This is a genomic window from Moraxella atlantae NBRC 14588, from assembly GCF_001591265.1.
Lineage (GTDB): Bacteria > Pseudomonadota > Gammaproteobacteria > Pseudomonadales > Moraxellaceae > Faucicola > Faucicola atlantae.
This window is the reverse complement of sequence record NZ_BCUL01000010.1, coordinates 1-22,749: the sequence shown is the minus strand read 5'-3', so window position 1 is coordinate 22,749 and position 22,749 is coordinate 1. Positions and strand designations below refer to the sequence as shown.

General features: G+C 49.0%; 17 protein-coding genes and 3 tRNA genes. 8 read left to right on the top strand and 12 right to left on the bottom strand.

Features of this window, described 5'->3' with window-relative positions; all coding sequences use genetic code 11:
- Nucleotides 1–15 precede the first annotated feature (15 nt).
- The 4 genes from MA2_RS07105 to MA2_RS07095 all read right to left on the bottom strand — a co-directional run bounded on the left by MA2_RS07105 (nt 16) and on the right by MA2_RS07095 (nt 4,589).
- Nucleotides 16–1,026 (bottom strand): DNA cytosine methyltransferase, encoded by a 1,011-nt coding sequence (locus tag MA2_RS07105; protein WP_067058338.1) that lies wholly within the window; start codon nt 1,024–1,026, stop codon nt 16–18.
- Nucleotides 1,027–1,105: 79 nt separating this feature from the next.
- Nucleotides 1,106–1,231, bottom strand: a complete 126-nt coding sequence (locus MA2_RS11440; RefSeq protein WP_255246912.1) for a hypothetical protein — start codon at nt 1,229–1,231, stop codon at nt 1,106–1,108.
- Nucleotides 1,228–3,921 carry a type I DNA topoisomerase gene (gene topA, locus MA2_RS07100; protein WP_067058336.1) on the bottom strand — a complete coding sequence of 898 codons (2,694 nt, stop codon included), beginning with the start codon at nt 3,919–3,921 and terminating at the stop codon, nt 1,228–1,230. Before topA ends, MA2_RS11440 begins: the two co-directional genes overlap by 4 nt.
- 113 nt (nt 3,922–4,034) lie before the next feature.
- On the bottom strand, nt 4,035–4,589 hold the full coding sequence (locus MA2_RS07095) for a hypothetical protein (RefSeq protein ID WP_067058334.1): 555 nt from the start codon (nt 4,587–4,589) through the stop codon (nt 4,035–4,037).
- A 184-nt stretch (nt 4,590–4,773) separates the two neighbouring features.
- Here MA2_RS07095 and ppk2 point away from each other — a divergent pair, with 184 nt between their 5' ends.
- On the top strand, nt 4,774–5,784 hold the full coding sequence (ppk2, locus tag MA2_RS07090) for a polyphosphate kinase 2 (RefSeq protein ID WP_079352186.1): 1,011 nt from the start codon (nt 4,774–4,776) through the stop codon (nt 5,782–5,784).
- A gap of 148 nt (nt 5,785–5,932) precedes the next feature.
- Here the strand turns inward: ppk2 and MA2_RS07085 are convergent.
- From MA2_RS07085 to fumC, 5 genes are all read right to left on the bottom strand, one after another.
- Nucleotides 5,933–6,008 (bottom strand) — tRNA-His (locus MA2_RS07085).
- 58 nt (nt 6,009–6,066) lie between these two features.
- Nucleotides 6,067–6,143 (bottom strand) — tRNA-Arg (locus MA2_RS07080).
- A gap of 68 nt (nt 6,144–6,211) precedes the next feature.
- A tRNA-Pro gene (locus tag MA2_RS07075) sits at nt 6,212–6,288 on the bottom strand.
- Nucleotides 6,289–6,500: 212 nt separating this feature from the next.
- Nucleotides 6,501–7,616 (bottom strand): quinolinate synthase NadA, encoded by a 1,116-nt coding sequence (gene nadA / locus MA2_RS07070; RefSeq protein WP_067058331.1) that lies wholly within the window; start codon nt 7,614–7,616, stop codon nt 6,501–6,503.
- A 228-nt stretch (nt 7,617–7,844) separates the two neighbouring features.
- A complete protein-coding gene (gene fumC / locus MA2_RS07065; RefSeq protein WP_067058328.1) occupies nt 7,845–9,260 on the bottom strand; it encodes a class II fumarate hydratase in 1,416 nt (471 codons plus the stop codon).
- A 197-nt stretch (nt 9,261–9,457) separates the two neighbouring features.
- On the opposite strand from fumC, the gene MA2_RS07060 reads away from it, so the two are divergent.
- Together MA2_RS07060 and lon are read left to right on the top strand one after the other, a co-directional pair.
- A complete protein-coding gene (locus tag MA2_RS07060) occupies nt 9,458–10,336 on the top strand; it encodes a 5-formyltetrahydrofolate cyclo-ligase (protein ID WP_079352190.1) in 879 nt (292 codons plus the stop codon).
- Between the two features lie 160 nt (nt 10,337–10,496).
- The gene (gene lon, locus MA2_RS07055; RefSeq protein ID WP_067058412.1) at nt 10,497–13,001 is read left to right on the top strand and encodes an endopeptidase La; all 2,505 of its coding nucleotides are present in this window, start codon (nt 10,497–10,499) and stop codon (nt 12,999–13,001) included.
- Between the two features lie 153 nt (nt 13,002–13,154).
- Here lon and MA2_RS07050 read toward each other — a convergent pair whose 3' ends face one another.
- Nucleotides 13,155–13,730 (bottom strand): ferritin, encoded by a 576-nt coding sequence (locus MA2_RS07050; protein ID WP_067058326.1) that lies wholly within the window; start codon nt 13,728–13,730, stop codon nt 13,155–13,157.
- A 220-nt stretch (nt 13,731–13,950) separates the two neighbouring features.
- The gene (locus tag MA2_RS07045; protein WP_158080607.1) at nt 13,951–15,228 is read right to left on the bottom strand and encodes an MFS transporter; all 1,278 of its coding nucleotides are present in this window, start codon (nt 15,226–15,228) and stop codon (nt 13,951–13,953) included.
- 236 nt (nt 15,229–15,464) lie between these two features.
- Between MA2_RS07045 and hisC the strand changes: the two genes are divergently transcribed.
- Nucleotides 15,465–16,580 (top strand): histidinol-phosphate transaminase, encoded by a 1,116-nt coding sequence (gene hisC / locus MA2_RS07040; protein WP_067058410.1) that lies wholly within the window; start codon nt 15,465–15,467, stop codon nt 16,578–16,580.
- Nucleotides 16,581–16,626: 46 nt separating this feature from the next.
- Here the strand turns inward: hisC and MA2_RS07035 are convergent, their stop codons facing one another.
- A complete protein-coding gene (locus tag MA2_RS07035) occupies nt 16,627–17,850 on the bottom strand; it encodes a beta-ketoacyl synthase N-terminal-like domain-containing protein (RefSeq protein ID WP_067058408.1) in 1,224 nt (407 codons plus the stop codon).
- Nucleotides 17,851–18,147: 297 nt separating this feature from the next.
- Here MA2_RS07035 and MA2_RS07030 point away from each other — a divergent pair, with 297 nt between their 5' ends.
- From MA2_RS07030 to fusA, 4 genes are all read left to right on the top strand, one after another.
- On the top strand, nt 18,148–19,098 hold the full coding sequence (locus tag MA2_RS07030; protein ID WP_067058322.1) for a hypothetical protein: 951 nt from the start codon (nt 18,148–18,150) through the stop codon (nt 19,096–19,098).
- A 225-nt stretch (nt 19,099–19,323) separates the two neighbouring features.
- Entirely contained in the window at nt 19,324–19,698 is a 375-nt protein-coding gene (rpsL, locus tag MA2_RS07025; protein ID WP_003656377.1) for a 30S ribosomal protein S12, read from the top strand.
- A 168-nt stretch (nt 19,699–19,866) separates the two neighbouring features.
- A complete protein-coding gene (gene rpsG, locus MA2_RS07020; RefSeq protein ID WP_067058320.1) occupies nt 19,867–20,340 on the top strand; it encodes a 30S ribosomal protein S7 in 474 nt (157 codons plus the stop codon).
- A 347-nt stretch (nt 20,341–20,687) separates the two neighbouring features.
- Nucleotides 20,688–22,749: elongation factor G (gene fusA / locus MA2_RS07015; protein WP_067058318.1), on the top strand; the 2,062-nt coding region annotated here is incomplete at its 3' end.

The following is a 22,749-nucleotide window of genomic DNA, read 5'->3' as shown; positions in this document are numbered from 1 at the left end:
CACGATAAGTTAAACTTAAACCACCAATGGGTAAATCCGCTCGGCAATCGCCTGTGCCAAGCGCACAGGCACAGCGTTACCAATCATCTTGTAACCATCGTTAAGCGATTGATAAATAAATATAAAATTATCAGGAAAGCCTTGAATACGCGCGCATTCACGCACCGATAGCCGCCGATAGCGACTAACATCGCCGACAAACTCAAACTGATTAACCCCGATATGGCGCATTTTGGGCGCGTTGGGGTGCTGCGGTGCTTGTCGCCCACTGGCTTGAATGGTAAATGATGGCTCATTCCATGCACGTACGCGGTTACGGCTCATATAAATTGGCGAATAACCGCCCATAAAGTATTCATGATTGGCAACCGCGCACGCTGTAGCATTGGTTTTGTTGTTGGCTTTTGCAGGTAGCGCATTGTCGGCTAAATCGCCAATCGCATCCGCCAAGGTGGTTTTTTCCTCGTCAGTCAGTGGTGACGGAAAAGTAAAATTTGTCACCGCTAAATCCTGACGAAACCCAACATAAAACACGCGCTTGCGGTTTTGTGCTACGCCATAATTATACGCATCCAGCAATGCAATGTGTACATCGTAGCCTGCTGCCTCAAACTGTGCGACGATATGTTGCACAGCAGGTTGATGACGTTTTGCCAACATGCCTGAAACATTTTCAGCGACAAAAAATTTGGGCTGTTTGGCGTGCAAGATTCGTACATAGTCAAAAAATAACTGTCCGCGAGCATCATCAATGCCGCGTAACGCGCCTGCTTCGCTCCAACTTTGACACGGCGGCCCGCCAATGATGCCATCACAATCGGGAAAATCAGCGGCGGAGAATTGCCGAATATCACCTTTTAACAAAGGATTGGGGTGATTGTATTCGTAGGTTGGCCAGATGGTTTTGTCGTATTCATTGGCCAGCAACACATCAAAACCTGCTTGCCGAAAGCCCAAATCCATACCACCTGCGCCTGCAAATAGGCTGATTAACGTTGGTTGTTTGATTGATAGATTACTTGTCATTGGTTAAGTTAATATGATTGCTTATTGCCAAAACTCAATGAGTTTAGCAGTCCGTAACTGAGCAGGGTTATTGGGATTTTTAATGTGTACGTCGCGTAAATTGGCATTTGGAGTTTGCGCGATTGCGTCCGACGTATTGCTGCTGCAAGTCGGTGACAGGTGTTTGCAGCAAATGAATAATCGCATCAAGCACATTTATCGTCATGCCGTTACCCACTTACCACCTTGATAGACCAACGCAAACTTGGTTGCTTTGCCGTCTTTTTCTGAACCGACATACTGCTGGGCGTCTTTACGACTCCAGCGCACAATCGTTGGGTTGCCGTCATCGTCAGTATCGGGCGCGGTCAGCAGGTACTGAAATTTTGGCTCTAACTGGTCAGCCACCGTGCGCAATTCGGTGATTTTGGGCGGTCGGGTTTCACGCACTTTGGGAAATTTGCTTGCCGCCAAAAACAGCCCTGCCGCACCTTCGCGCAAAATATAATGGTCATCATGCTTTTGTGACTTTAAATGCGGCATGTCAATCGGGGTCATGCGGGGCGGCGCAGGCTCACCGTTTTTAAGTACCTTGCGCGTGTTGTCACATTGTTGGCAAGCAAAGTACGCGCCAAATCGCCCTGTTTTAAGCTGCATCTCACCGCCGCATTTATCGCACTCGATGGTCGGTACATCGTGGTTGCCTGTGGTTTCAAAGACACCTTTTTCAAGCAGATAACCATCACAATCGGGATTGTTGCCGCAAACGTGCAGTTTTAGCCCCCCATCGACCAAATAACCGTCCATCGCGGTGTTGCATTTGGGGCAGCGTTTTTTCTCTAGCAGTGCCAAAATCTCATCTTGGTCGTTATCGTCACTGGCGGTTTGGCTGGCAAACGCTTCTACGGGCATCAAGTTTTTGGTGCCTTTGCAGCGCTCTTTGGGTGGCAAGTTGTAGCCTGTGCAGCCCAAAAATACGCCTGTTGAACCTGTGCGAATCTGCATCGGGCGGCCACACAGGTCACAATGAATGTCGGGCACATCGGTCGGGTCGTTGGGTTTCATGCCATCGGCTTGTTTGGCGTGCTCAAGCTTGTGTTTAAAGTCACCATAAAAATTGTCCAACACGTGCTTCCAGTTCTGTTGCCCATCAGCGACATCATCTAGTTTGTCCTCTAGCCCTGCGGTGAAGGTATAGTCCATCAGATCAGGGAAGCTTGCTGTCAAACGGTCGGTGACAATATCGCCCATTTTTTCGGCAAATAGGCGTTTATTTTCAAGGCGTACATAGCCACGGTCTTGAATGGTCGAAATAATCGATGCGTAAGTTGAAGGCCGCCCGATACCGCGTTTTTCCAACTCTTTGACCAAACTTGCCTCAGTGTAGCGTGCAGGCGGCTTGGTAAAATGCTGGCTGGGCGCAATCGCATCCACGGCAAGCTCCTCGCCGACTTGTACGTCAGGCAGCAGCGTGTCCTCGTTATTGGCAGGTGGCTGTACTTTGGTGTAGCCGTCAAACGTCATCACACGCCCACGCGCTTTGAGCTCGATATCATCGGCATGCACGGTCAAAGTCAATGCCAAATATTTGGCAGGTAACATTTGGCAAGCAACAAATTGCCGCCAAATCAGCTCATACAGCCGCTGTGCATCACGCTCCATGCCTTTGAGCATGGTTGAAGTCACGCCAACATCTGATGGGCGGATTGCCTCGTGCGCCTCTTGCGCGTTTTGGCGATTGCCGTACACATTGGCGCGTTCGGGTAGATAGTTTTTGCCAAATTGTTTATCGATATAGCCGCGCACGCTGCTAAGCGCGTCGGCAGACAAAAATGTGCTGTCGGTACGCATGTAGGTGATATGCCCTGCCTCATATAGCCGCTGCGCCAACAGCATGGTTTTTTTGACAGGAAAACCTAAACGCGTGCTTGCCGCTTGCTGCAAGGTTGAGGTGATAAACGGCGCGGATGGCTTGGACTGGGTGGGTTTTTGCTCGCGATCAGCCACGACAAATTGCGCTTTGTGCAACCGTGCAACCACCGCATCGGTCTGTTCTTGATTGCTCAGTGATAACGCCTCGCCTGCCTGCTTGGTCGCCTCAAGGCGCAAATCAAACGGCGGCTGTTTGACGGCTTGCAAACGCTCGCTGTGGGCATCAACATGGATTTGCCAGTACTCAACAGGCGTAAACGCACGAATCTCGCGTTCACGCTCAACCACCAAACGCGTTGCCACCGACTGCACACGCCCTGCCGACAAGCCACGGGCAACTTTTTGCCACAACAGCGGTGACACCATGTAACCCACCACGCGGTCTAAAAACCGTCGTGCCTGCTGGGCATTGACGCGGTCATAATTGAGTTTGGTCGGTTGGCTAAACGCTTGCTGAATGGCAGATTTGGTGATTTCATTGAACACCACACGGCTATATTTGCTGTCATCACCGCCGATGACTTCTTTTAAATGCCACGCAATCGCCTCACCTTCGCGATCCAAGTCAGTAGCCAAATAAATGGCATCGGCATCTTTGGCAAGGCTTTTTAGCTCTTTGATAACCTTGGTTTTGTTAGGCAAAACTTCATAATGCGCCGCCCAACCGTGTTCAGGATCGATGCCCATGCGCCGCACCAAGGCTTGCTGCGCCTTTTGCTCACGGGTAAGTTTGACGCCGTCATCTTTGGTTTTGGCTTTGGTTTTCTCACCGCTACCTGATACAGGCAAATCGCGGACATGCCCGACACTTGAGCGCACGATATAGTCATTGCCCAAGTATTTATTGATGGTTTTGGCTTTGGCAGGCGATTCGACAATCACCAATGCCTTACCCTTGCTGCTTTTTGGTTGTACGTCATCAGCAGGGCTGGTGGTTGAGGCTTTGGCAGTCTTACTGCGCGTGGTTGAACTTGGTTTACGCATAGGTTGATTGAATAACGCGATTAAAAAATTGGTTGATAAAATTATATACGTTGCTAACAACATGGGTCGGATCAGCTGATAGGCTAACCGACAAAATCGGTTGGATTTGCGTGCTAAATTGCGCCATTGTGCAACAAATCAGCATAATGTTGCAAATCGGTTTTTAATTGAATTAGGTCATTTGTTCGCGTTTCAAGCGTGGCAGGCGACGCGTCAAGGTTTTCACGCCAATATAACGCAATAAAATTTGCCTGCACACTCAAGCCAAGCGCGTGTTGTGCGATATTGGTAGGCAAATCAATCGACGCACCATTGAGCGCGTTATTTAACAAAAATTTGTTGGTCATGGACGGCTCAGTTTGAGCAAATGCTTGCCAATGCGCCGCCAGTTGCCATCGCCCATCGACAGCAAGAAAATCACACGCAGGCAAACGCGCGCCCTCAATCAAACAGCCGTATTGCGCCACCATCTTATCCGTTGGTAGATTAGGCTGTTTGTTTAGCTGCTGCACCAGCCAATCGGGGCAAGCGACCAATTTAGGCTGCAAACCTATTCGCCGCGCCGTCATACGCAGCGCATCAAGCTGGCGCGCGCGCGCCGATGGCATCAGCGCCATGAGACTGCCCAGCACAAACAGCGCAATCACCACACAAACCCATACGCCCATCAATTTTTCACCTGTTTATCACTGCCCGATCATCCAACAACACGTCACCGCCTAGTTTAGCACAAGCGTCAAGTCGTCATGGCGTTGTCATATTGTTGCGTTAAGATAGGCGAAAAAAATGCGTTTTTTCTCACCACTATCCACCCGACAAACCGTATGATATATACGATTAAAAGGATACACCATGACCTACCGCCCACTTACCCCCCTAAACGATGAACAACTTGAAAAAAAAGTCGCCATGGCAACCGATGACTTGACCGCTGATAACTACCTTAATGATGCGGACATCGGTGATGAAAACATCCGCCAACAGCTGCAAGATGAGCTGATCGACAGCTACGATGAAGAAATCGAAAACGAACTTGACGATTACGTACAAGATCACCGCTACACGCGCAGCGAATTAACAGCCGATGAAAAACTGAATCGTCATGTGTATTTCAAAGAGCTGATCCGCCTACAAAAAGAGCTGATTAAGCTGCAAGATTGGGTTGTACACAACGGCGAGCGTGTCGTGGTGATTTTTGAAGGGCGTGATTCGGCAGGTAAAGGCGGTGCGATTAAGCGCATTACCCAACGCTTAAACCCACGTGTGTGCCGTGTCGCAGCATTGCCTGCACCCAGTGACCGCGAAAAAACCCAATGGTATTTTCAGCGTTATGTCGCGCATTTACCTGCCGCAGGTGAGATCGTGTTATTTGACCGCAGCTGGTACAACCGCGCAGGTGTTGAGCGCGTGATGGGCTTTTGTACCGAAGAGCAGTATCAAGAATTTTTCCAATCTGCGCCTGAATTTGAGCGCATGTTGGTGCGTTCGGGCATTCGCTTGATCAAATATTGGTTCTCAATCACCGACGAAGAGCAACACGCGCGTTTTTTAAGCCGTGTGTATGACCCACTCAAACAATGGAAGCTATCGCCGATGGATTTGGAATCACGCCGTCGTTGGGAGCAGTACACCAAAGCCAAAGAAGTGATGTTTGAGCGCACCAATATACCTGAAGCACCGTGGTGGGTGATTGAAGGCAACGACAAAAAAAGAGCACGACTCAACTGCATCAGCCATTTGTTGTCACAAATCCCGTATGAAGAAATTCCCCACGAAATCGTCGAATTGCCTCCACGCGTGCACCACGATGACTACGTTCGTGAAGAAATCCCTGCCGAGATGTATGTGCCGCAAGTGTACTAGGTCATAAGCGCTCGTTGGTTTTAGCCAAAAAGGCAGCCGATGGTTGCCTTTTTTTATGGCAAAAATTTAGACTTTAGCAAAAACAAAAAAAACCACTATACCTCATGGCTAGCAGTTCAGTGATGTCATCAATAATGTCATAAGAGATTGGGGCGAATGATGGGGCTCGAACCCACGACCACCGAGATCACAACCCGGGGCTCTACCAACTGAGCTACATCCGCCATAGATCAGCCTACGGCTTAAAAAGTATTGTCAAAACCAACCAATACAGCAGGCAAATGGCGCGCCTGACAGGATTCGAACCTGTGACCACCTGCTTAGAAGGCAGATGCTCTATCCAACTGAGCTACAGGCGCGTATTAAGGACTTTACAGCCTGCACGGCTCTGATACTTCAATGACTCAAATATGAGTACTTAAAAAAATGGTCGGGGCGACAGGATTCGAACCTACGACCCCCTGCTCCCAAAGCAGGTGCTCTACCAAGCTGAGCTACGCCCCGACTTTTATCGCCAGTGGCTAAAATTTCCACCACTGCGTTAAGTGGTGGGTATATTAATGCAAGGTCGCAAATGTGTCAAGCAGTTTTTGCATTTATTTTTATTTTTGTGCTGGTTGGTTTTTGTCAGCGCCTCATACAGATGGCTGAGTCTGGTGCTATGACACGCGAACACCACGCCCTTATCCAAATGCTTGCTTGTGTTTAACCAATCGCTAACGCTTGAGCGACGCGCCAAACGCTAGCATACGATCAAGCGGTTTTTTGGCTTGGGTAATCAAGTCAGGTGCAACGATAATCTCATGTTGTGCTGCTTGCGGTGTGCCAATTTGCTGCAAGGTGGTGATAATTTGGTCAAGGTCATTCATCGCCATCCACGGGCAATGCGCGCATGAGCGGCATGTCGCGCCTTCACCACGAGTGGGGGCTTCAATAAAGGTTTTATGCGGGGCAGCTTGCTGCATTTTATAAAAAATTCCGCGGTCGGTGGCGACAATCAGTGTGTTATGCGGCAAACGCTGGGCAGCGGCAATTAGCTGACTGGTGCTACCTACTGCATCTGCCATTTCAATCATTTCAAGTGGGGATTCGGGGTGCACCAACACGGCTGCATCGGGGTATAAGGCTTTGATACTGGCAAGGCTGCGCGCACGAAATTCCTCATGCACAATGCACGCACCATCCCATAGCAGCATATCTGCGCCAACTTGACGTTGAATATAACGCCCTAAATGCTGATCGGGTGCCCAGATAATTTTTTCGCCTTGGCTGTCTAGGTGGTCGATCAGCTCAACGGCAATGCTTGAGGTTACCACCCAATCGGCACGCGCTTTGACGGCGGCAGAGGTATTGGCATAGACCACCACGGTGCGCTCAGGGTGCGCATCACAAAACGCGCTAAACGCCTCGGCAGGACAACCCAAATCCAGTGAACAAGTCGCGTCTAGCGTCGGCATCAGCACAGTTTTGTCTGGGCTTAAAATTTTGGCACTCTCGCCCATGAAGCGCACGCCTGCCACCAACAGCACCGCGCTGTCACTGTCACGCCCAAATCGTGCCATCTCAAGGCTATCGGACACGATGCCGCCGCTGGCCTCAGCGATGGCTTGAATGGCAGGATCGGTGTAATAATGGGCGATTAATGTCGCATGATTGGCGCGTAACAGCTCGATAATTTGCGCTTTTTTTTGCTCAAATTCATGGCGGTTTAGCGACAAATCTTGCGGAACGGCTAATTTGTTTAGATGGTGTTCAACGATTTGCTTGGCGGCTAAATCAACCACACGGGCAGGTTTTGGCAGGGCATTTGCCGTTGGGTTGGTGATGGTCATGAAAAAATCCTTCTCATGGCAAAACTTGCCGTGTCTATCGCGGCAAGCAGGCGGCTTAGGTCAAACAGCTCAATCGGTTTGATAAAAGATAGCTATTATCCGCCTTGGAATTTTTAGTTTACTAATAAAACCCATAAAAAACAAGCCAATGGTGCATACCACTGGCTTGCTGATCAACGCAATATTAAGCTAGGTTTCAAAGCTAAGTCATCAAAGCTATGCGTTGGCTTATGATGATTTGACCATTGCTTCAGGCTTGACCCACTCATCAAACTGTTCTGCTGTCATCAAGCCCAATTCAACCGCAACTTGCTTCAAGGTTTTGTTGTCCTTGTAGGCGGTTTTGGCGATTTTAGCGGCATTTTCATAGCCGACGTGACGGTTTAGCGCGGTTACTAGCATCAATGAATTGTGCAAATACTCGTCGATTTTTTCTTTGACAGGCTCGATACCCACCGCGCAATGCTCATTAAAGCTGTTGCAAGTATCGCCCAATAGACGGATGGATTGCAGCAAGTTGTAGCCAATCACAGGCATGAATACGTTTAGCTCAAAGTTGCCTGACGCACCTGCTAGGTTGATGGTTACATCATTACCCATGACTTGCGCGACGACCATGGTCATGGCTTCTGACTGAGTTGGGTTGACCTTACCTGGCATGATGGATGAACCAGGTTCGTTTTCAGGAATACGAATCTCACCGATGCCACAGCGTGGGCCTGATGCCAACCAACGCACGTCATTGGCAATTTTGTTGAGGCTGGCTGCCAAGGTTTTGAGTGCACCCGAGGCAAACACTTCAGCATCGCGCGCGCCCAAAGCTTCAAATTTGTTGGGCGCGGTGACAAACGGCAAGCCTGTCAAATCTGACAAAGTTTGCGCCGCTTTGACGGCGTAATCTGGGTGCGCGTTTAGCCCCGTACCAACCGCCGTACCACCCAAAGGCAGTTCATACAAGCCCTGTAGTGCTGCGTCTAAGCGAGTCAAAGCATGGTCAAGCTGACTGGCATAGCCACTAAACTCTTGCCCCAAGGTCAAAGGTGTGGCATCTTGCAAGTGTGTGCGCCCGATTTTGACGATATCGTCAAAGTCATTGGCTTTTTTTGCCAAGGTGTCGCGCAGTGCCTTCACCGCTGGAATGAGCAAGCTATTAATTTGGCGCGCGGCTGCCACACGGATCGCGGTTGGGAAGCTATCATTGGTAGATTGCGCGTGATTGACATCATCATTGGGGTGGATAGTTTGGTAGCTGCCTTTGTCGTGTCCTGCGATTTCGTTGGCGCGGTTGGCAAGCACTTCATTCATGTTCATGTTTGATTGCGTGCCCGAACCTGTTTGCCACACCACCAACGGGAATTGGTCGCGTAACTTACCGCCGATGACTTCATCTGCCGCTTGCACGATCAAATCACGCTTGTCATTGCTGATGCGTCCTAAGTCGGCGTTGGTTAGCGCAGCGGCTTTTTTGACCAATGCCATTGCTTCAATCAAGGGTTGTGGCAGGGTTTCGCCACCGATTTTAAAGTTGTTGCGGCTGCGCTCGGTTTGCGCGCCCCAATAGGCTTGGCTAGGCACTTGCACCGCGCCCATGGTGTCTTTTTCTTGTCGAAAATCGCCTGTTTGGTTGTTGGTTTGTTCGCTCATGTGGTTTTCCTTTTGCTCACTATAAAAATTTGTACGACGTCAAAAATCGGTGTGCTTAATCAGTTTGCTTGATTTGGCAAACACAAATACGCTTACTATACGCTTTTTTGGCGCGTGTTTCATCTGTTTTGTTGGGCTTGTTTTGTCGGGGCAAATGGTTTACTGTAAAAAATCCAGCGCAACATAAAATGTTTATCATGCCCAAGCACCAAGCCACCCAAACTGACCGTATCACCGCAAGCGATACCCCACAAGTCATTCGCCGCCGTCTGCGACGCGAACGCCGTATGCTGTCATCTGCTGAGCGTCGCCATGCGGCAGGACAAGCCCTGCGTAGGCTCAGCCGTCTTCCCCTGCCCCGTCAGCCAAACCGTCCGCTCAATATTGGTGTGTATGCTGACGCATTTGGCGAATTGCCGACACAGGGGCTGATTGATTGGGCGCGGCGGCGTGGTTGGCGCGTGTTTTTGCCTGTCGTCATCCATGCGCACAGCGCGTTACGTTTTCGGCAGTTGCACGCTACCACACTCAAAAACGCGCGGCTTGCTCGCCATCCGCTTGCTATGCGTCAGCCTGCCTATGGCGCATTGGTGACGGCGCGTGACTTGGATGTGTTGTTTGTGCCATTGGTCGCGTTTGATGATGACGGCTATCGGCTTGGCATGGGCGGCGGATTTTATGACCGCACCTTGGCGCATCGTCGCAATAAGCCCTTGGTGATTGGTTGGGCGTATGATTGGCAACGCGTGGCGCATTTGCCGCATCAGCCGTGGGATGCGCGGCTAGATTTGGCTGTGCAGCCTAGCGGCATAATGGATTTTCGCCAGCATTTTGCGGTTAGGTCACCCAAACCAGTTACCGCAGCACCCAACGATTTTTTGTTGAAATTGCCCACTTGTTCCACGCCCACGGTTGCCAATGACGTGGCGGTTTTTGATGATGATATTGCACCCGTGGATGACACGCTGTCATCCGCGCAGATCGTCACCGTGATGAACCCCAACCACTTAGCGCAGCTATTGGCGCAAGCCGACGCATTCTTGGCGGTCAATCGTGACACGGACAGCGATTTTTAGCGCGTTTTTTGCCCAGATTGGCAGGTAAATGATCGTTTAAACAATCGCTTAGCCAAACGCTTGCAATTTATTTGTCAAACACCATATCTAGCGTATGTCACCAGCCGACGCATGAGCGGCTGAGTTTGAAGGGGATACTATGCAAGATAATCTGCAAGATATGAACAATGAAGTCTATGATGTGACTTCTGAACATGCCGACGATACGGTTAATACCTTGCCATTGTTGGCATTGCGTGATGTGGTGGTATATCCGCACATGCAAATCGCGCTATTTGTTGGACGCGCGCTGTCGGTGAATGCTGTTGAATTGGCGCAGCGCGAGTATGACAACCGTATTTTGGTTGTCGCGCAGCAAGATTCTTTGACCGAAGACATCGACGAGTCCAACCTGTATCAATACGGTACCGTGTGCCGCATCGTCAATACCATGCCGCATGAAAACGACGACACGTGCGTCAAGGTATTGATTGAAGGTCTGTACCGCGCCGAATTGCTCCAAACTGACACGCTACACGCGCAGTTTAACAACGATGAAGGCCGTGCCTTGGTCGCGCAATTTGCTGCCAGTCCAATGACAGTGGATTTGCCTGCCAATGAGCAGCAAGACCATAAAGCTGCCTTGTTGGCATTGTTTAGCCAATACGCCGAAAGCCGCTTACGCAATGCGCGTGAATTGATTCGTGTTGCCGAGCGCATCAGCAACATCGAAGAGCTGTTGTATTTTATTGCCACACGCGTGTCGTTAAACCTTGCCGACAAACAAGCGTTTTTGGAACAAGACGACCTAGCCGCGCATATCAAAACGCTAACTGATTACTTGGTACAGCAAAGTGCCGAGCAAAACATTGAGCAAGAATTGCAAGAGCAAGTTCGCCGCCAAATGGAAAACAACCAGCGTGAATACTTCCTCAATGAAAAAATGAAGGCGATCAAAAACGAGCTGTCGGATCTGCACGAAGAACGCGGCGAGCCATCAGACGATGATGACCTTGACGAGCTTGCCAACCGTCTTGAGCAAGCCGACTTGCCTGATGACGTGCGCAAAAAAGCCGAAAGCGAGTTTCGTAAACTCAAAATGATGCCGCCTGCATCGTCAGAATCATCGGTGGTGCGTAACTACCTTGAGTGGATTTTGGACACGCCTTGGCACAAGACCAGCGATGTGCACATTGACATCAACCACGCGCAAGACGTGCTTGAGGCCGAGCATTACGGGCTAAACGATGTCAAAGACCGTATCTTAGAGTTTTTGGCAGTGCAGTCACGCGTCAAAGCGTTGAAAGGCCCTATTTTGTGTTTGGTCGGCCCACCTGGCGTAGGTAAAACCTCATTGGGTGAATCGATTGCGCGCGCAACAGGGCGTGAATTTGTTCGCATGGCATTAGGCGGTGTGCGTGATGAAGCCGAAATCCGCGGACATCGACGCACCTATATCGGTGCAATGCCTGGTAAAATCGTGCAATCATTGGCAAAAGTTGGCGTAAAAAATCCGCTGTTTTTGTTAGATGAAATCGACAAAATGGCGCAAGATTTTCGCGGTGATCCTGCTTCAGCCCTGCTTGAAGTGCTAGACCCATCGCAAAACCATGCCTTTAATGATCATTATTTGGACATGGATTTGGACTTGTCGCAGGTGATGTTCATCTGTACGGCAAACAGCATGGACATTCCGCCTGCCCTGCTTGACCGTATGGAAGTCATCCGCCTACCAGGCTACACCGAAGACGAAAAAATCAACATCGCCGAAAAATATTTGCTACCCAAAGCCTTGGAGCAAAACGGTCTTGCCGAGGGTGAGGTGGAAATCACCACCGACGCGGTGCAAACGATTGTGCAGCGTTATACTCGCGAAGCAGGCGTGCGTAACCTTGAGCGTGAGATTAACAAAATCGCGCGTAAAGTGGTCAAAAACCACGTCCAACAAGCTGAAGACAATGCCAAAAACAACGCCGATACTGCCGAACACGTCGTGGTCGATGCCGATAACATCGGTGATTACTTGGGCGTACACCAGTTTGACTTTGGCTTAGCCGAGCAAGACCCAGAAGTGGGACGCGTGACAGGCTTGGCATGGACACAGGTTGGCGGCGAGCTTCTGACCATTGAGGCGGTCGCGCTACAAGGCAAAGGTGAATTAAGCTTTACAGGCTCACTCGGCGATGTCATGAAAGAATCGATTCGTGCTGCCATGAGCGTGGTACGTGCGCGCGGTGCCAAACTTGGCATCAGCTATGACACGTTTAAAAACACCGACATTCACGTGCATATGCCCGAGGGTGCAACGCCAAAAGATGGCCCTTCGGCAGGTATTGCCCTGACGTTGGCACTGGCATCGGCAATGACAGGCATTGCTATCCGTCCTGACATCGCGATGACTGGTGAGGTGACCTTGCGCGGTAAGGTGCTACGGATCGGGGGTTTAAAAGAGAAGCTACTGGCGGCGCACCGCGGCGGTATCAAGCACGTGTTGATACCAAAATCCAACGAGCGCGATTTGCAAGATATTCCTGACAACGTCAAAGAAGGCTTGTATATTCAGCCCGTTGAAACCGTGGATGAGGTATTTAAAGCGGCATTGGTCAGCCAACCTATCCCGCTAAAACCCAATGCGGTGGCACTAGACAAGCTTGATGGCAATGATAGCATCACGCTAAAAAGCTAACCTTGCATGTAATCGCTACTCAAATTTAACCAAAAAGCTGGCACGTGATGCCAGCTTTTTTTATACCTTTTAAAACCCATAAAAAAACTGGCAGTTGATTGACTGCCAGTTCAGCGATTAAGCGAATTATTCGTCTGAGTTATTCACCCTATATTATTCATCTAGGCTTTTTTCACGTGGAATTTCACCCGATTGTGAAGCGTTTGACATGTCACGGTCGAATGAGTAGAAGTTTTGATTGTCTTGTTTTTCTCTTGATGCCAATGAGAATTTATCGCGTAGATCACCAATTAGGGCTTCTTCTTCGATTTGCTCTTTAACGAACCATTGTAGAAAATTGAATGTTGCCCAGTCACGTTCTTCTAACGCCAAATCAACCAATGCATAGATTTTGCGTGAGTTATCTAGCTCATGCTGCCAAATATCTTCAATGCAGCTTTCAAGATCGCTTGGATTATCGCGTGGTGCAGGAATTGCACCAATTTTGGCTTCACCACCGCGTTCATTGATATATTCTAAGAACTTAAACATGTGGTTGCGCTCTTCAGCAGAATGCTTGTAGAAGAAATCAGCCACCCCGTCGTAGTTATTGACTTCCGCCCAGCTACCTAACGCCAAATACGCTTGCGCTTGCGCAGCTTCAGTCATCATTTGTTCATTTAGCGCAGCTTCCATTTTGTCAGAAATGCGTTTGTCAGAATAGTGGAATGGTAGGTCACTCTTACTCATGATTTTCTCCAAATTATTGCTTGTGATTTAACCCAAATTGCCTAGCATTGTTGTACTAACTAAGTAGTATAGTCGAATAACGCTGGGTAGTATTGGGCTTTGTGCGTATTATAGCGACTAAACACGACTTTGCGCCAAATCCTTACGCAAAACCGCTGAAAGCCTACACGGTGCTAACACATAGATACGCTTAATCAACAGTTTTTTGGAAATTATCGACTTATTCGATGGGGCGTTCTTGGGTCGCTAGCCATGCAAACACGCATTTAATCACCATCAATACCGTCAAAACCGCCATCGGTAGCAGCCACCCGCCCGATAAATCTTTGAGCCAGCCTGTCGCCAAGGGGCCGATCAACGCGATACTGTAGCCAATGGTTTGCGCCATGCCTGATAGTTCTGCAGCTTGCGCGCTGTCTTTGCTACGCAAGGTTAAAATAATCAAGCACAAGGTGTACGTGATGCCGCAGCCATAACCTGCCGCAACCGCCGCGGCGTATGACCACGCATTTGGCATAAAACCAAAGCTAATCACACCCAACAGGTTGCTAATTGCCCCTGACATCATCAGCGCGCGCAGACTGCCGCCTTTTTTGACCACCACCGACAAAAATAGCACCGATGGCAAGGCAATAATTTGAAAAACCATACCAATGTTACTAACTTGCGCCGCGTCCATGCCTTTATCAACCAATAAGCTGGGCAAAAAATTGACCAAGGTAAAATACAACAGCGATTGTAAGCCCATAAACAAACTAATATACCATGCCATGGGGATACGCCACACCGAGCGCGGTGCCTGTGCTGACATGCTGTGAGTATCGGTAGCCGCGTCGATCGATGGATCGGCTTGCGCACGTCCAAGCTGACACGCCCATGCCCAAACCACACATGCAATCAACGTTGGCACCACCCACACCCCAAGCGCGAACCGCCAATCGTGCTGCTGTGCCAAATGTGGCGTCAGCCAAGCCGCCAATCCTGCCAGTATTGCCAGCCACAGTGAATAGCCGCTCATCAAGGTATTGATGCGGTCGGCAAAATACTGTTTGACCACGGCAGGGATCAGCACGTTGCCCAGCGCAATCGCCACCGACAATAGCAGCGTGCCTGCAGCCAACCAACCAAATGCTGGTTGAACAATCCGCAGCAATATGCCGCCTGCCAGTGCCACGCTGGCTAGCAGCATACTGCCAAGTAACCCAATCCGCTGTGCCAAACGCGGCGCAAGTGGCGAGATCATGGCAAACACCAGCATGGGAATTGTGCCAATCACGCCGATTAACTTGGTGGATACGCCCAAGTCCTGCTGCACTTGCGGCGCAACCGTGCCAAAACCAATCAGCGGTGCGCGCATATTGACGGCAAGTAGCACCAAACCAAGCCCCACTGCCCACAACAAACCACGCCGATAGTATGGCGGCAGTGATGGATTTGACGGATTAGATTGGGGGGGATGATCAGAGGGCTTGGGTGAGGACAGTGTGGATGACGACATAACAGGCTTAACCAATTTTTTGCTCCCGTATCGCATTTTTTTATGACGGCACACGCTAGGGCGGCACGCGGTTTTATGCTAAGATAATCGCCCATGCGGTGTAGCATATTAGCCGATATTGCTAGCTATTGCTTGTGGTATTTGACAAATTTTTTTATACCTCGCCGTTTGCCTGCGCTTATCATTATCAACGGAGTGACACTGTGGCATCGACAGATACGTCTGCAACCTCTCACCTGACTTCCACCACCCCCACGGTCATCAACAACCGACTGTGGAGTCAGCATATCAAAAACCTCACCCCGTATGTACCCGGTGAGCAGCCCAAACTTGCCAATTTGTGCAAGCTCAATACCAACGAAAATCCGTTTGCGCCTTCACCGCGTGTTGCCGAAGCGATTGTTGCCGCGCTTGCCAATCAAGCCGATACGCTCAGGCGTTATCCAAGTTTTGAATCCGATGAGCTGCGCCAAGCATTGGCGGATTTGCATGGGTTAGATCTCAATCAGGTATTTGTTGGTAATGGCTCAGATGAGGTACTGGCGCATATTTTTACTTGTTTTTTTGTCAAAGATCGCCCCGTACTTACGCCTGAGATTGGCTACAGTTTTTACCCCGTGTACGCTGACACATTTCACATTGAGTTGGCAAAAATTGCGCTCAAAGCCGATTTTAGCATTGATGTCGATGACTACCGTCGCCCGTGTGGTGGGATTATCCTTGCCAATCCCAACGCGCCGACAGGGATTTTACTTGCGCGTGGCGATATCGAAAAATTGCTCAAAGAACACACCAATGCCGTGGTAGTGATTGATGAGGCGTATATTGATTTTGCTGATGTGGCACATGCCTCTGCTGTTGAATTGGTTAAGCAATACGACAACTTAGTGGTGGTGCAGACGTTTTCAAAGTCACGCGCGCTGGCGGGGCTGCGCGTTGGTATGGCGTTTGCTAATCCATCGTTGATTGAAGCTTTGACTCGTTATAAAAACAGCTTTAATAGCTATCCAATAGATACCTTGGCACAAGCAGGCGCGTTGGCAAGTTTGCAAGATGTCGCATATTTTACCACGCGCTGCCATGAGATCATCGCTCTACGTCAAGATTTAAGTGCGCGTTTGACCGCCCAAGGTTTTGATGTATTGCCGTCACAAGCCAATTTTGTGTTTGCCAAGCCGCCTGTTGGTTTGATGAATGGCAATGCTGCGCAAATTTTTGCCGCGTTGCGTGAGCAGGGCATCGTTGTGCGTTATTTTAACCAGCCCAAAATCCGTGATTATTTGCGTATCACGATTGGCACGGCTGAGCAAAATCAGCGTTTGCTTGATGCGTTGGCGGCGTTGGCAGAATGATTAACCGCTTGCCAAGTTTAAATTTTAAGGCTATTTTTAAATATATTTAAACAAAACGACGAATAATCAAACTGGCATTGGTACCCCCAAAGCCAAAGCTGTTGGTCATCACGCTGTCAAGCTGTGTCTTACGCGTCTGACGGACAATATCAAAGCCTTGGGCTGCATCATCAAGGTGATTGATATTGATGTTTGGCGCGATAAAACCCTCTTGCAGCATCATCAAGCAATAAATCAGCTCGTGCACGCCTGCCGCACCAAGGCTATGCCCTGTCATGGATTTGGTTGAGCTAATCGCCGGCGTGTGTGCACCAAACGCCGCTTTGACGGCATTTAATTCTGCCATATCGCCTATCGGCGTGCTGGTGCCATGCGTGTTGAGATAATCCACCGTCGTCATGCTTGCTTGTGCCAGCGCCTGCTGCATACAACGCACCGCGCCCTCACCGCTGGGTGCGACCATATCCGCACCGTCGGATGTCGCACCATAGCCAACGATTTCTGCCAAAATCGGCGCACCGCGCGCTATCGCGTGCTCTAGGCTTTCGACCACCACCATACCGCCACCGCCTGCGATGACAAACCCATCACGCGCAGCGTCGTACGGGCGGCTGGCTTGGGTGGGCGTGTCATTGTAGCGCGTGCTAAGCGCACCCATAGCATCAAACATGCATGATTGCGTCCAATCCTCCAACTCACCACCGCCTGCCAGTACGATATCTTGCTTACCAAGCTGTATCAGCTCCATGGCGTGCCCCACGCAATGCGCTGAGGTGGCGCACGCTGAAGCGATCGAATAGTTCACACCTGCAAGCTTAAATCCCGTCGCCAGTGCTGCCGATACCGTGCTAGACATGGTTTTTGGCACCGTCATCGCACCAACACCGCGTAAGCCCTTGTCACGCATGCCATCCAACGCCACCATCACATCATGTGTTGAAGACGCTGCCGAGCCTGCGACTACCCCAATCCGTGGATTGTGCGCCACCGCATCCATACTCAAGCCTGCTTGCGCCAATGCTTGCCACGCGCTGACATAGGCATACAACCCAGGTTTTGACAAAAATCGCTTGAGCTTACGGTCAATCATCGACGTATCCAGTGCGGCATCATCCACTGAGCCCGACACGCAGGATTTAAAACCCTGTTCGGCGTACATCGGATTAAACGCAATGCCCGATTGCCCTGTACGCAGTGCCTGTACCACACTTGCCCAATCGTTGCCAATGCACGATACCAAACCTGCCCCTGTGATGACCACCCGCCGCATAGCTTTGCCTTTATCTGTCAAAAATTTTTAAGTCCACAAAGGCAAAATTGTAGTGAATTCAGCCTATAAACGCTAGTAGCAGTCCGATTTTGTTACAAAATATTTCTATAAACTGAGCCTTAATAGAGCTTTTTAAAAAAACCAACATTTGCCCAGTATACACGCAGCTTTAACCAAGCCCATACGTTTGCATAACGTTCACACCTTGTAATAGCGCAAGGTTTTATTTACCCTAATGTGCGTTTGCATTTACTTAACCAGTTGATACCCAAAATATATCCACAATAAGGAATACCCATGGCAAATCTAACCCATACAATTTTTGGCAAAACCCGTGACGGCTTAAACGCGTTGGGTGGACGTTTAGCAACATTCACAGATAGCAGCGACTTGCCCAAAGATATGTTGCAAGATTTGGACTTAACTACCTTACGCGACGATATTCGCGCACACAAAAACGCCTTTCATGACCAAATCCCTGCTCTATCTGCCAAGCTGATGGGTAAAACCCCGTTAAGCCGTTACCAAAAATACGCTGATCGCTTTGTACCGCAATCACTGTTTGACAAAGCCAGTGACAGCGTGTTTATGCGCGTCGGCAAATTGGCGCAAAGCTGGGCAGATACCGATTTACACAACAATCCGCAATTTGGCAAGCAGCTATCTACTGCCGAACGCGACGCACTTGCCGAGGAAATCGCCAACCAAAACCGTGCCTTGGCAACCTTAGGTAGTGTGAGCAACTTTGCAGGTCTATTGGGCATTTTGGGCGATACATTTTGGCTGTTGGCGGTGTGTTTACGCCATATTTTCCAAATCAGCTATGTGTATGATCGCCCATTGACGGGCAGTACGGGCGTGATCTTAGCGTATGAAATTTTGAGCAAAGTTAATTTAAAAAAATTACAAGAAAAACAAACGTTATTGGCAGGCTTAGGCTTATTTGAAGCCATGACCGATGATACACTAGCAGAAAACCAAGATTTGTTGGACAATTCAACCATTGCGCAGTTATTTTCGGCATTTGATGAAATTGCTGAAAATATCAATCTCAACCTTGAGCGGTTTAACGTTGGTATTTTGCACAAAGTTTTGCCCATCACCGCGGTCGGAATTGGTACCGCTTACAACAACCAAATCATTCATGAAGTCATCGCCGTGACCCAAGCGATTTTTGCCGATCACTCGGCTAAGCAAGACCAGCCCGATCAGCTTACTCACAAGCAGCCAGCCCATCCATCTGCTTAATTTGCTTGACACGTTTTGTTTAACGAGTAAATACAAAACACGGTTGTCTTATACGACCGTGTTTTTTTGCCTTATTTTGCCAATTTGCTCAGCTTTAGGCATTTTTCACAATAAACACTTGAAAAAACTTGACAGTTTCTCTATAATACGCTGTCCAAAAAATGACTGGCTCGGTTTTGCCGTGTCATGTCTATTGCATTGACTGTAACGGGAGAAGAGTGCCATATGGCAACCACAAACCAATTAATCCGTAAAGGGCGCACAACCATCAAGGAAAAATCAAAAGTTCCTGCGTTGCAAGCATGCCCACAACGTCGCGGCGTATGTACCCGCGTTTACACCACCACCCCTAAAAAACCAAACTCTGCGATGCGCAAAGTTTGCCGTGTGCGTTTGACTTCCGGCTATGAAGTATCAAGCTATATCGGTGGTGAAGGTCACAACCTACAAGAACACAGCGTTGTATTGATTCGCGGTGGTCGTGTAAAAGACTTGCCAGGTGTGCGTTACCACACCGTACGCGGCGCGCTAGACTGTGCAGGCGTAAAAGACCGTAAACAAGGTCGTTCTAAATACGGCGCGAAGCGTCCAAAAGCGTAATTTAGGTCATTTGATCTAAGTTATTTTATAATTGTTTGCTGATGGATAGGTCGATTCACTAAATTTGAATCGATACCGCCATGAGCAGTAAGGCTGGTGTGGTAATTTATTGTCAAAAAAACCCAAATTGCCCCGACCAGATCCCCCTGAATACACAAGGAATTTATCATGCCAAGACGTCGCGTCATTGCCGCCCGTGAAATTCTACCAGATCCAAAATTTGGTAGCCAGACTATCGCCAAATTCATCAACCATGTGATGGTGGATGGTAAAAAATCAATCGCCGAAAAAATCGTTTACGGCGCGCTAGACCGTGTGGTTGAAAAAAATAACATCACTGACCCAGTGGCGTTTTTTGAAGATACCCTAGAAAAAGTTCGCCCAATGGTTGAGGTCAAGGCTCGCCGTGTGGGTGGTGCTACCTATCAAGTGCCTATGGAAGTACGTCCCTCCCGTCGTACTGCCTTGGCAATGCGTTGGTTGGTAGATGCTGCTGCTCGCCGTTCAGAAAAATCCATGGCATTGCGCCTAGCGGGCGAATTGATGGACGCGTCTGAAGGCAAAGGTAATGCGATGAAACGCCGTGACGAGGTTCACCGCATGGCAGACGCTAACAAAGCGTTCTCGCACTACCGCTTCTAATGTTTAGCGTTTGATTATTATTTTGTTGTCAATGACGGGGCTTGTAAAATTGATCGCAAGCCCCATCTAGTGTTCGCAATCATAAGGCAAGCTGTCTGGTCAGATGATTTTGTCATTGATCTGTCATGACTTGCCCCTATCATAATACGCCTATGTCTATCGTCTGTCGAAGATGTGAATTGACATAATTTAGGCAAGTGATTAAAAACTTTAACAACTGTCTAAATTTTAGCCGATGCGCGTGTTTGACCTACCACAATGACATATCCGAATAATGATAATGATGATTCATGTTGGGTTAATGCTTAGCAATTAACAATTAGCACCTAGAATATTTAGGAAAAATTATGGCTCGTACAACACCCCTTAGCCGTTACCGCAATATCGGGATTTCAGCCCATATTGACGCGGGTAAAACCACCACTTCAGAACGTATTTTGTTTTATACAGGTCGTAGCCATAAATTGGGCGAAGTCCATGAGGGCGCGGCAACCATGGACTGGATGGAACAAGAGCAAGAGCGCGGTATTACCATTACCTCAGCGGCAACCACTTGCTTTTGGTCAGGTATGGCAAAGCAATTTCCAGAGCACCGTATCAACCTTATTGACACCCCCGGTCACGTGGACTTTACCATTGAGGTAGAGCGCTCAATGCGTGTGCTAGACGGTGCGTGTATGGTATATTGTGCAGTAGGTGGTGTGCAGCCACAGTCTGAAACCGTATGGCGTCAAGCAAACAAATACCGCGTGCCACGTTTGGCGTTTGTCAATAAAATGGACCGTATTGGTGCAGACTTCTACCGCGTTAAAGACCAAATCAAAAACCGTCTAGGTGGTAACCCTGTGCCTGTGGTATTGCCGATTGGTAAAGAAGATAGCTTTGAAGGTGTGGTGGATTTGATCACTATGAAAGCGATCTTCTGGGATACTGCGTCACAAGGTATGAAATTTGAAGAACGTGACATCCCTGCTGATCTACAAGATTTGGCAGAAGAGTACCGCGCACAGTTGGTTGAAACGGCTGCCGAAGCGTCAGAAGAACTGATGGATGAGTACCTAGAAAACGGTGACTTGCCTATCGAAAAAATCAAAACCGCAATCCGTCAGCGTACTATCGCTAACGAAATTATTCCAATGCTTTGTGGTACTGCCTTTAAAAACAAAGGCGTGCAAAAAATGTTGGATGCAGTAATTGAATACTTGCCAGCACCTGACGACGTTGAAGCGATCCGCGGTGTGTTAGATGACAAAGACGAGACCGAAACGAGCCGTGAGTCATCAGACGATGCGCCATTTGCTGCCCTAGCGTTCAAAATCATGAACGATAAGTACGTGGGTAACTTGACGTTTGTACGTGTGTACTCAGGTGTGGTCAAACAAGGTGACTCGGTTTACAACCCCGTTAAGATGAAACGTGAGCGTATTGGTCGTATCGTTGAGATGCATGCCAATGAGCAAAAAGAAATCGGTGAATTGCGTGCAGGTGATATCGCAGCTTTGGTTGGTATGAAAGATGTGACCACAGGTGATACCTTATGTGATGAAGAGAATGTCATCACGCTAGAGCGTATGGAATTCCCAGATCCTGTGATTTCATTGGCGGTTGAACCAAAAACCAAAAATGACCAAGAAAAAATGTCAATTGCCTTGAACCGATTGGCAAAAGAAGACCCATCATTCCGCGTTCATACGGATGAAGAATCAGGTCAAACCATCATCAGCGGTATGGGTGAATTGCACCTTGAGATCTTGGTAGATCGTATGAAGCGTGAATTCAACGTTGAAGCCAATGTGGGCGCGCCTCAAGTGGCTTACCGTGAAACTATCCGCAACACTGTTGAGCAAGAAGGTAAATTCGTACGTCAAACAGGTGGTCGCGGTAAATTCGGTCACGTTTGGCTACGTTTAGAACCGCTTGACCCAGCAGAAGGCAAAGAGTACGAATTTGCCGAAGAAGTTGTCGGTGGTGTGGTACCAAAAGAGTTCTTCGGTGCGGTTGATAAAGGTATCCAAGACCGTATGAAGAGCGGCGTTTTGGCAGGCTACCCTGTTGTTGGCGTTAAGGCGACGTTGTATGATGGCTCATACCACGACGTGGACTCGGACGAATTGTCATTTAAGATGGCAGGTTCGATTGCGTTCCGTAAAGGCTTTATGAATGCCAACCCTGTACTGCTTGAGCCAGTTATGAAAGTTGAGGTGGAAACACCAGAAGACTACATGGGTGACATCATGGGTGACCTAAACCGTCGCCGTGGTATGGTACAAGGTATGGATGACTTGTTTGGCGGTGTCAAACAAATCCGCGCTGAAGTACCGCTAGCAGAGATGTTCGGTTATGCCACTCAGTTGCGCTCAATGTCTCAGGGTCGTGCCACTTACTCAATGGAGTTTGCGAAATACGCTG

Coding starts and splice junctions, on each gene's coding strand:
- MA2_RS07105 (WP_067058338.1), bottom strand. CDS start 1,026: ATGACAAGTAATCTATCAATCAAACAACCAACGTTAATCAGCCTATTT.
- MA2_RS11440 (WP_255246912.1), bottom strand. CDS start 1,231: ATGACGATAAATGTGCTTGATGCGATTATTCATTTGCTGCAAACACCT.
- topA (WP_067058336.1), bottom strand. CDS start 3,921: ATGCGTAAACCAAGTTCAACCACGCGCAGTAAGACTGCCAAAGCCTCA.
- MA2_RS07095 (WP_067058334.1), bottom strand. CDS start 4,589: ATGGGCGTATGGGTTTGTGTGGTGATTGCGCTGTTTGTGCTGGGCAGT.
- ppk2 (WP_079352186.1), top strand. CDS start 4,774: ATGACCTACCGCCCACTTACCCCCCTAAACGATGAACAACTTGAAAAA.
- nadA (WP_067058331.1), bottom strand. CDS start 7,616: ATGACCATCACCAACCCAACGGCAAATGCCCTGCCAAAACCTGCCCGT.
- fumC (WP_067058328.1), bottom strand. CDS start 9,260: ATGAGCGAACAAACCAACAACCAAACAGGCGATTTTCGACAAGAAAAA.
- MA2_RS07060 (WP_079352190.1), top strand. CDS start 9,458: ATGCCCAAGCACCAAGCCACCCAAACTGACCGTATCACCGCAAGCGAT.
- lon (WP_067058412.1), top strand. CDS start 10,497: ATGAACAATGAAGTCTATGATGTGACTTCTGAACATGCCGACGATACG.
- MA2_RS07050 (WP_067058326.1), bottom strand. CDS start 13,730: ATGAGTAAGAGTGACCTACCATTCCACTATTCTGACAAACGCATTTCT.
- MA2_RS07045 (WP_158080607.1), bottom strand. CDS start 15,228: ATGTCGTCATCCACACTGTCCTCACCCAAGCCCTCTGATCATCCCCCC.
- MA2_RS07035 (WP_067058408.1), bottom strand. CDS start 17,850: ATGCGGCGGGTGGTCATCACAGGGGCAGGTTTGGTATCGTGCATTGGC.
- MA2_RS07030 (WP_067058322.1), top strand. CDS start 18,148: ATGGCAAATCTAACCCATACAATTTTTGGCAAAACCCGTGACGGCTTA.
- rpsL (WP_003656377.1), top strand. CDS start 19,324: ATGGCAACCACAAACCAATTAATCCGTAAAGGGCGCACAACCATCAAG.
- rpsG (WP_067058320.1), top strand. CDS start 19,867: ATGCCAAGACGTCGCGTCATTGCCGCCCGTGAAATTCTACCAGATCCA.